The sequence below is a fragment of the Rathayibacter sp. AY1D2 genome (genome assembly GCF_002932695.1).
Classification (GTDB): domain Bacteria; phylum Actinomycetota; class Actinomycetes; order Actinomycetales; family Microbacteriaceae; genus Rathayibacter.
In genome coordinates this window covers 1-3,116 of the sequence record NZ_PSVX01000114.1, presented here as the reverse complement: position 1 = coordinate 3,116, position 3,116 = coordinate 1, and the positions used below count along the sequence as shown (strand labels likewise).

The window sequence follows — 3,116 nt, the reverse complement described above, 5'->3', positions numbered from 1 at the left end:
TTCGGGTGTGCGGGGGCGTGTGACGGTGCGGTTCGCGTGAGCGGGGGGCGTGTGGCGGTGCGTGTGGCGGGGTGTTGCGCCGGTGTCCTGCGCGCGCCGCCCCGAGGACGGCGGGGATGTGCGGCGTCGGCTGCGGTGATCCCTCCCTCCACAGGAGGGCCTCACGCCGGTTCTCCACGGATATGACGATCCGTCGCTTCCGTGTCGGTGGTCGCTGATTGAATACACGTATGACGATGATCAGCGGGTCGACAGCAGCGGAGGCGGTGCTCAGCGAGGTGCGTGCTCGCGGCGACCGAGCCGCGGCGCTGGCCCGCTCGGCGTCCCCGCTGCTCCTGGCCGCGGCCGAGGAGCTGCACGCCGGGCACCGGGCCGCGCTCGAGCGTCCGGAGTCGTTCGCCCGCGGCTCGGCGTCCCACGCGTCGAGCGACCTCGCCGAGCGGTCGATCCGTGCGGAGTTCGCCGTCGCCCTCGGAGTCTCCGAGCGGGTCGCCTCCCGCGAGCTCGACCACGCGCGCCTCCTCGTCGAAGACCTGCCGGCCACCCGCGCCGCCCTCGCCGGGGCGCGCCTGCGGTGGGAGGCGGGCCAGGTCGTCTGCGCCGTCGCGGCCACCCTGCCTCCGGGCTCCCGCGCCGCGTTCGATACGCGGGCGGCCGAGCTCGCGGCCCGCACCACGCCGACCCAGCTGCGGCGCGCTCTGGCGCGGCTGCGGGAGGAGCTCCACGAGCAGCCCCTCGCCGAGCGCCACCGACGTGCACGCGAGGACCGTGCGGTCTGGCTGACCCCCGAGGTCGACGGCATGGCGACGCTCTGCGCCCTCCTCCCCGCCCCGGTCGCCGTGGGGGCGTACAGCCGCCTCGACCGGATCGCCCGGATCCTCCGCGACGGCGCCGAGGGGCCGGCGGGGGCGGAGCCGCCTGCCGCCACGGATGCGGGCTCCTGCAGGGCGGAGGCGAGCGGGACGACCGGGGCGTGCGACGTCGACGCGATCTCCGGAGCGGGCGACGAGCGGACCCTCGCCCAGCTGCGAGCCGACGCTCTGGCCGACCTCCTCTGCGAGGCGGACGTCATCGGCACGGTGCCCGACCCGGTCGGTGCCGACCGGCCCGTTCCGACCCTCGTCACCGGCGTGCGCGCCGAGGTGCGGGTCACCCTGTCGGCGAGCACCGCGTCCGGCGCCGACGACGCCTCCGCCGAGCTCGACGGCTACGGCCCGATCCCGGCAGACGTCGCCCGGAGCCTCGTCCCCGCGACCGTCACCCGCGTGCTGACCGAGCCCCGGACGGGCGCCGTCCTCTCGGTCGGGCGCACACGCCGACTGCCGCACCGCGAGCTGCGGCTCCTCCTCCAGCTCCGCGACGTGACCTGCCGCTTCCCCGGCTGCACCCGCTCCGCCGCGGGCTCCGAGGCCGACCACGTCGTCGAGTGGCGAAACGGCGGCGGCACCGACCCCGCCAACCTCGCCAGCCTCTGCGTCGCCCATCACCACGTGCGGCACGGCGACCGCTGGACCTACGTCCTCCACCCCGACGGCACCGCCGACTGGACCACCCCCACCGGCCGCCGCATCACCACGCGCCCGCCGGGCCTCGAGGAACGGCTCCGTCCAGGCCCGCCCGCGACCCCGAGGTTCGCGGACCGGCCGCCGCCGTTCTGACACGCTGCCGTGCTGACGTGCTGACGTGCTGACGTGCTGACGTTCTGCGTTCTGCCATGCTGCCGTGCACCCCTGAGGGAATCGGCCGTCGGGCGGGTTCGGCGCATTGCGCGGGTTCGCACTGGTGATCGGGCCGTGCTGTCGCTCGGAGGCGAGTGCTCAGCGACCTACCGCCGCGCCGCTGACGCTCGGATCTGCGCCTTCGCTCGGGTTCACGCGGCCGCACCGTCGCACCACCGCCGCACCACTGCCGCTGAGGCGCGGACCGTCACCGGGGCCGCACCGTCGCCTGACGCCGTGCCGACACCAGGGCCGTGCCGCCGCGGTGCGGCATGCCGCCGTTCGGCACCACGATCCAGCACCTCGGCGGCTCAGCGCGCGCCGTACCGCCGTCACACGCCGTCGCGTCGGCCCGCCGTTCGGGCAGCGCGAATCGGGACTGACTGCGCTGTCGCCCCGCACCGCCCCGCGGCTGCTCCGGCGGGGTGCGCAGTCCGGGCGAGCAGTCCAGGCGGGCACGCGCGGTCAGTCGGCGACGCGGAGGAGCACCTCGCCCGTCGTCCCGCCCCGCAGCCGCACCGCAGCCGTCCCGCCGCCACGACGCTACGCCGCCAGGAAGCGGTCCGCCGTCCGCAGCGAGAGCGCCATCGTCGCGAGCGCCGGGTTCGCGATCAGCGCGCTCGGGAACACCGAGTTGTCGCACACCCAGAGGTTCGGCACGTCGAAGCTGCGGCCGTCCGCGTCGATCACGGCGTCGCCCGCGTCGGTGCCCATCCGCACGGTGCCGAGCGTGTGCGCCGTGCGCGCCATCACCCGCGTGCTCGTCGCGCCGGCCGCCTCCACGATCGCGGTCATCGTCCGGATCGCGTGCCGGTCGATCGCCTCCTCGTTGGCGCCCGCCGAGAACGTGATGCGCGCCTTCGGCACCCCGTGCTCGTCCAGCTCGTCGGTCAGCTCCAGCCGATTGCCGTCGGCGGGCAGGCACTCCGCGTTGATCCCGACGCCAGCCGCGAAGCGGTAGCCGTCGAGCGCGTCCATCAGATCGCGGCCCCAGAGTCCCGCGCCACGGGCGAGCGTCGTCGCGTAGGTCAGCGGCATCACTCCGAGGCTCTGGATCAGGTAGCCGCCCGCGAAGTCGGCGTCGGCCGGGCGGACGGTGTCCTCGGTGATCACCGAGGAGGGGTAGCCGCGGTAGCCGCGCATCTCGTTCTCGAAGGTGCCCCAGACCTGGGTCGCCCCGTGCGCCAGGAAGTTCCGGCCCACCTGGCCGCTGCTGTTCGCGATGCCGGTGTGCAGGAGGAGCCGGGGCGTCTCGACGCCGCCCGCGCAGAGGAACAGGGTGGAGCAGCGCTGCCGGTGCTCCACTCCGCCGCTCGTGTAGACCACGGCGCACACGCGTCCCGCGGCGTCCAGCTCGATCCCGTGCACGAACGAGTCGGCCCGGATCTCGGCACCGGC

Annotated in this window: 2 protein-coding genes; one reads left to right on the top strand and one right to left on the bottom strand. The window is 75.4% G+C overall.

The window, feature by feature from the left end; genetic code table 11:
* Positions 1-230 precede the first annotated feature (230 nt).
* A complete protein-coding gene (locus tag C5D04_RS17575; RefSeq protein ID WP_104348135.1) occupies positions 231-1,658 on the top strand; it encodes an HNH endonuclease signature motif containing protein in 1,428 nt (475 codons plus the stop codon).
* Positions 1,659-2,261: 603 nt separating this feature from the next.
* Here the strand turns inward: C5D04_RS17575 and C5D04_RS17570 are convergent.
* Positions 2,262-3,116 (bottom strand): GMC oxidoreductase (locus C5D04_RS17570; protein ID WP_146087904.1); only part of this gene is annotated, 855 nt, incomplete at its 5' end.